The sequence below is a fragment of the Campylobacter taeniopygiae genome (assembly GCF_005406225.1).
Lineage (GTDB): Bacteria > Campylobacterota > Campylobacteria > Campylobacterales > Campylobacteraceae > Campylobacter_D > Campylobacter_D taeniopygiae.
The window spans coordinates 1-473 of record NZ_NXLY01000072.1 but is presented as its reverse complement, the minus strand read 5'-3'; the positions used below and the strand labels follow the sequence as shown (position 1 = coordinate 473).

1 pseudogene is annotated in these 473 nt (G+C 28.8%); it reads left to right on the top strand.

The features are described 5' to 3' along the window. Positions 1 to 473, top strand: a pseudogene (locus CQA75_RS08995) (hypothetical protein); the annotation flags it as partial.

Sequence of the window (473 nt, the reverse complement as noted above, 5' to 3'; positions counted from 1 at the left end):
TCTTTAAATATCAAATTAGAATGCTTAAGCAAGCAAAGCTTAGAATATAAAGATTTAATTTCAAACATTCTAGAAGAACAAAAAACCACACAAGTAGATAAAAAACAAGCTATAGCTAAACTCCATGCTCTTTTAGAAAATCAAAACCTAGAATGTATCCATGGGGGTAAAGTCATACTCAAATCAAACAAAGGAAAAACTTTTAAAGATAATAACATCCCTATAATGTTAGAAAGTGATTTATTAAATTCTAGTATAGTAGCTTGTCCTTATACTATAGGTAATGTAAGCTCACCTTGTACTAAAGTTGTTAATGTAAAAGGATCTCTTTCTCAAAAGAAAGTTAATGGTGAATTTGTAATTTTACAAGAATTAATCTCAGCTTGCACTACAGATAAAAACTTTCCTTTAAAAGTAAGCTTTACCCCTACTAAGTTTAAATACGATCATAGTTTTGATCCTAAGGAAGGGTT